Source organism: Shigella sp. SIG6 (genome assembly GCF_053555815.1).
This window is the reverse complement of the sequence record NZ_JBQZXC010000167.1, coordinates 1-6111: the sequence shown is the minus strand read 5'-3', so window position 1 is coordinate 6111 and position 6111 is coordinate 1. Positions and strand designations below refer to the sequence as shown.

The 6111-nt window shown below is 43.6% G+C and carries 5 protein-coding genes; all 5 read right to left on the bottom strand.

Translation table 11 applies throughout. The features are described 5' to 3' along the window. On the bottom strand, positions 1–1065 hold a 1065-nt coding region (locus ACUU1M_RS18120), incomplete at its 3' end, for a sulfatase family protein (RefSeq protein ID WP_449144720.1). 405 nt (positions 1066–1470) lie between these two features. Beyond that, positions 1471–2232 (bottom strand): acid stress response transcriptional regulator YdeO, encoded by a 762-nt coding sequence (gene ydeO, locus ACUU1M_RS18115; protein WP_000060475.1) that lies wholly within the window; start codon positions 2230–2232, stop codon positions 1471–1473. 73 nt (positions 2233–2305) lie between these two features. Further along, entirely contained in the window at positions 2306–2503 is a 198-nt protein-coding gene (gene safA / locus ACUU1M_RS18110; protein ID WP_000543382.1) for a two-component system connector SafA, read from the bottom strand. A 246-nt stretch (positions 2504–2749) separates the two neighbouring features. After that, a complete protein-coding gene (gene ydeP, locus ACUU1M_RS18105; RefSeq protein WP_000726665.1) occupies positions 2750–5029 on the bottom strand; it encodes an acid resistance putative oxidoreductase YdeP in 2280 nt (759 codons plus the stop codon). Positions 5030–5362: 333 nt separating this feature from the next. Further along, the coding region (locus ACUU1M_RS18100) for a fimbrial protein (protein ID WP_449144719.1) at positions 5363–6111 on the bottom strand (749 nt) is incomplete at its 5' end.

Below are 6111 nucleotides of genomic sequence, written 5' to 3'. Positions count from 1 at the left end.
AAGCGGCAGAGGACCATCGATAACCGCACCATTATCGGAGGTAAAGAGAATAATTGTATTGTCATACTGTCCGTTTTTCTTCAGTTGTTCGAGAATGCGTTTTACACCCTGATCAACAGAATAAACGGAAGCGTAGTAGTTATCTGCTGTTTGACTACCGGTATTAAATTGCTTCTGAGATTGATCCGGTGCAGGATTATCATTTGGTAGGTGCGGAGCATTATAAGCCAGGTAAAGCATAAAAGGCTGGTCAAGTGTTTTGGCACGATCAACAACGCCAATTGCCTCATCGGTTAACTGATCGCTGATATAACCTTTTGCGGGGACACGTTCACGATTTTTGAACAGTGAAGGGGAGTTGTAATATGCCGTTCCTGCAGCGTGGAATCCCATAAAGTAATCAAAGCCACGGTTTTGAGGTTGCCATTCTTCCGCAGAAAATGTGGTGAAGTTGTCATGATAGTCACGCGTTTGTTTATCTTCCGGTACCGGCACATTACTGATTTTTGACAAGTGCCATTTACCTACTGCTGCAGTGTAATAACCATGATTCTGGAATAATTCAGGCAAGAAAGTTTCTGTTAGCGGAATACCATCCTGAGCATCGGTATTGGAATAGACACCAAAGCGGGCGGGAGCTCGACCGGTCATTATTGCGGCACGGGAGGGGCCGGAAACACCGTGTGCCACATAGCCGTTAGTAAAACGTACGCCTTCATCCATTAATGAAAGGAGCGTCGGCGTTGATTTTTGTGCAGCTTCAATGGCTTTATCTATCCCTATTTTGTAGGTATCGACAACTTCACGATTTTCCATTGTTTTTGGGTCAAAAGATCCCTTATCAAAAGGAAGTTGTCCATAACCAAGATCATCCATGGTTAGTACGATAATATTTGGCTTTCCTTTGGTACTGTATTCAGTCGGCGTAAAGTCTGAGAAAGCAACGTTTGTTTTGGTTGCTTTCAGCTTTACATCATCTGCCGCATGAGCAGCAAATGCAGCCATACCAGATGCCAGTATCAAAGATATCGAGGTACTTACGACACTTTTCTTTAATGCAGACATTCATAAATGTTCCTCTTCTTATTGTACTTAATTCCGAAGTAATTTTACGAAGAGAAATAAGTGGATGTAAGTGAAGTTAGTCACATAAAGAGATAGCAGATTTAGCTAAGAAAAGGGAAATAACAGTCCATAAAGCGTTGACATTACTTTCTGTTCTATTAAGTAATTTCTCGCCGATAAACAACTAATTTATTGATATTTAATAAATTATTGCATTTTACTGACAAAATGCCGAATTGAGATCATAAATAATCATGCAACAGGTTATGCAAGTGCATAAATATGTGATGGATGTCACTTATTTATTTCAATAAATATATCGCCTAAAAACAACGCGGGGCAGGGAATGGCTGCCCCATATAATTCTTACGTAGCGTGCGTGGTTGACTACTCGTTAGCAAATAATCAAATAGCTAAAGCACTCATCGTGTTGCCCGTATTCATACCCGTGTGCCTTTGACAACGGTACTCCTTAGAAACTCTCTTCGGACTGTTGCCGAAATGTTTGCGGAACGCATAAATAAAATAAGATGTACTGGCATAACCACATTGTTCGGCAATTTTATTGACTGAACCTTCTACGCGTATCAAATTTTTTGCGTGCTGCATTCTGGCATCTAATAGAATCTGTGAGAATGTCGTTTGCTCTTGCTTTAGTTTTTTCTTCAACAGGCTTTCACTGATGTACAGGCAGTCACAAATATCTTTCAGCTTCCATGGGTGCGCCAGCTTCATGTTGACAATATTTCTCACTTTCCCGGAAACGGATAGCACACCGTTAGTTAATAGTGTAATGAAACCTTTGCATGCGGCAAAAATAGACAGGCAAGAAAAAAGCAAAAGTTCTGAAAAATTATGATGATTGCGTTCTTCCGAGTTGAGATAAGCAATCATTTCATTAAGCAATCCAGTCGGTACATTTGAAGCACGTAAAAACTTCGCAGGAACAGGCACCGTCACTGTCTGGATGTTAGTGCATTGTAGATATTTTTTAATGGTATTTTCATTAAATCCGATTTCTTTAAAATGCCGCTCATAAGGTTCAAAATGTGTACGAACAGCGTTATCTACCATCAGGATCTCGCCGTCAGAGAAGGCGTAATCTTTATCTAAAATGTTAGCGTTGAAAGCATGATGAATAAATATAACAGAACAAACGAGCGACATTTTATCTCCTTAAAACAATAAAGTTTTATCGATACCTTTTAAACATTTCACATTTATAATTTGCTGTTTATTTTCAGTCTTGCAAACTATTGATAATGAAATGTGTAAGATCTCTTGCAATGCGACCCATTTCTGAAATACTCAGCTGATCAATTGCCGAAAAAATGGCTATCAACGTAAGTGTCAGTAATAAGACAACCACAATTGCAGACATGATTTCTTTATAGTTATCTCTTTGCGTGATTTTGTTTTTCACTGTGGTCGCATGCATTTCAAATATGTTTATTTAGCGGATAACGTTAAAAGTCGTTAATCAGTATGCTTAATATAACAGGCTGGAGAAAAGAAGAAATAGGACTGGTGCTTCAGTACTGAGCGGAGTTTCTTACAGCTGTAGGCAGAAGTTTATATCTTATAGTATGTAGTTTAATTTAATCCATGTGAGCAAATTGCGCAATAATAGTCAATGAGGAATTCTTCTGCTGTGGGATGACAGCAGAAGAAATGAGAAGAGGCATTAATTTGATGGTTCTAATTCAACCGGAATACTTTTATAGCCAGGAATGCCACTTAATGGATCGTGGTTATCAAGTGTTAGCATGTGATTCGATTCTGGAAAATAGGTCACCAGTGAGCGGTCAGCCATAGGGTAAATGACCACTTTTAATCTATCCATGCGGCGTGAGCTGCGCTTACCGTCTGGCGTAAGCGCAATAAGATTAACTCTTTCGCCGTTTTTTACACGGCAAATTTTAGCTTGTTTAGCACTCATAAAGACCACATCTCGTTGACCGAATACCCCTCGATAGCGATCATCCATACCATAAATCGTCGTGTTGTACTGATCGTGGCTGCGTACTGTCGCCATGACCAGCTTACTGTTAAACGCTGAAGAGGGATCTTCTAACAGCCCTTTGCTGGTAATGAAATTAGCCTTACCTGACGGCGTCATCCAGCGCCTTTCAGCAGCTGCATTTATCAGGTGAAAACCACCGGGATGACGGATGCGCTGGTTATAGTCGGCGAACTCTGGCAGCACAGCTTCAATGTCATTGCGAATGCGATCATAATCTTCCACCAGATACTCCCAGGCTACCACGCTCTGGGGTAGTGCTGCCTGCGCGATTCCCGCGACCACTGCACACTCTGATTTCAGCATTACACCGGCGGGTTTTAACACGCCACGCGAGGCATGAATCATCGACATTGAATCCTCAACGGTTACCGCCTGCGCACCGCTTTTTTGCATATCAATCTCGCTACGCCCCAGAACCGGCAGAATATAGCTATGCCGTGCGGTCAGCAGATGAGAGCGGTTAAGCTTAGTGGCTACGTGTACCGCCAAATCTAATTGCGTTAACGGTACAGCGCTCGCTTCCCGATCTGGCATTGCCAGTGCAAAGTTGCCCCCCATGCAGATCAATGCTCGAGCCTGCCCCGTACATATTGCTTGCATGCTGGCAATTGCAGCATGTCCAGGTGCATGAGGTGGGGGGAAGCCATAGCGCTCACCCAGGCGAGCCAGAAACTCTGCAGACGGTTTCTCGGTGATACCGACGGTTCGGTCGCCCTGTACATTAGAGTGACCACGTAGTGGGCAGATACCCGCACCAGGCTTGCCAATGTTACCTTTCATCAACAGCAAATTGACCAGTTGCTGCACGTTCTGGGTACCATGTTCGTGCTGAGTGATCCCCATTCCGTAACAGATAATGGTGCGTTCGGCAGCGGCATATGCGTCAGCCAGTTCGGCGATTTGTGTCTGACTTAGTCCAGAAATACGTTCGATATCTTTCCACTCGGAATTGAGAACGTCACGGCGTAGCTCGTCAAAGCCGACGGTATGCGTTTGAATAAATTCGTCATCAAGCAATGAGGGCCGACCTGCGGCACTTGCAGCATCATCGCGCTCAATTAACAGGCGCATCATCCCCTTGAGCAACGCCATATCGCCACCAATGCGCACGTTGTAGTAGGCACTGGCCAACTGAGTCTCAGAGTTCGTCAGCATTTCAAACGGGTTTTGCGGTGCGGTAAATCGCTCCAGGCCACGTTCCTGTAGAGGATTGATGGCGATCATTTTCGCTCCCCGTTTCACTAAAGCGCGCAACGAAGTCAGCATGCGAGGGTGGTTTGTACCAGGGTTATGCCCAATGCAAATGACTAAATCGCACTTCTCAAAGTCTTCCAGCAACACGGTCCCTTTACCTACACCGATACTCGCTGCCAAACCCACGCTTGTCGGTTCATGGCACATGTTGGAGCAGTCGGGAAAGTTATTGCTCCCGTATTCACGGGCAAAAAGCTGATAAAGAAAGGCAGCTTCATTGGAAGTGCGGCCCGAAGTATAGAATTCAACCTGATTGGGATCACTATAGCTTTGAAGGCGTGCGCCAATTTCGTCGAAAGCTTGTTGCCAGCTTAATGGCTTGTAACAGTCGCTGACGGCATCATATTTCAAAGGCTGAGTGAGACGCCCCGCAGCCTCAAGCTCGTGATCTCCCCAGGTAAGTAATGATTGAACCGTATTCTCAGCAAAGAAAGAGGCATTTACCTGCTTATCCGTGACTTCCCAGGCGATTGCTTTTGCGCCGTTTTCACAAATGTCGAATGACGCACTGTGCTTAGGATCTGGCCATGCACAACCCGGACAGTCAAAGCCCTCTGGCTTATTCATGTCAAACATGGCAATAACATCATGGCGTATATCCATCTGCTTACGTACTGCATTCGCTACGGATTTAACAGCACCCCAACCACCTGCAGCACCCTGGTAGGATTCAATTTTTTTCTTCATCTACTTATCCTGTGTGGAAATGAATTATTAGGATTTGTAATAGCGATGATGCACAGTACATACAAAGGGATTATCGCCAACATGGATATATAAGAGTAGGGGACTACTCTCTTTCTATTTTTAATCTATTATCGTTAAACAATAGATTAAATACGATAAGTTAAGCATCATCTCTCATAGTGTTTAAATTAACATATTTTTCAATATAAAAAATAAGACTCTGGCTTCAATTGTGCGCGGATTTTCTTACAGGTGTAGGATAATAGCCTTCACAAAATAATTATCCGCGCAATTTTCGTGAATGGAGCGCATAGACTAAGGTCAAAATCACAATTATTCATAGATAAAAGTGACACCAATGACTGACTGGACGGTTCCGGCTGAAACCTTGTTTCCTGTTTGTCCATAGGTTGCGTTTAAACCCAGAGGTACTTTGCTTTTATTTACTGTCCCCAGGGAGACATTTTCTCCCGTAGCCAGTATTTTTCCATTACGCATTAGAGTGACACCCACTCCCGATGCTTTTGTTGCATCAGGTGCTGTGTTAGCAAACACTTGTCGGCTACTGTCAGTGGTGGCACCCGAAAGATAAAATGAGAGCTTTTGTTCGCTTGAGCAATATACGCCAAGGGGTATTTCTGCGCTTCCAGGAAAGTCCGGGAGATCCACGGTGACATTACGACTATCAACGGTGCAGCCGCCTGTTGGCATAACAACACTGTTATTTGAAATAATATTCCACGTAAAATTACGCGGATTTCCGCTTCTTAATGTTGCAATTTTATACATATGAATACGGGCAATGACTTCCCCCGCTTTTATGACAACTCCACCGGCCGCCCCAACTGGGGTAATATAGAGTTTTAACGGTAATGGCATCGGTGTCTTATCACCAATATCCAATACGTTGGTATTTGTCGTCAACGGGAAGGGGTAGGTCACATTATTCCAGTACAGTGATCCTTTATATGACTGTAGGGAGCCTGCGAAAGCTGAGCCTTGTACCAGGTTTATATGATCAGTGTCGTACCAGCCGCCGTAATCATTCCAGCAACTTATATGCTGAGACAAGTCTACAACCA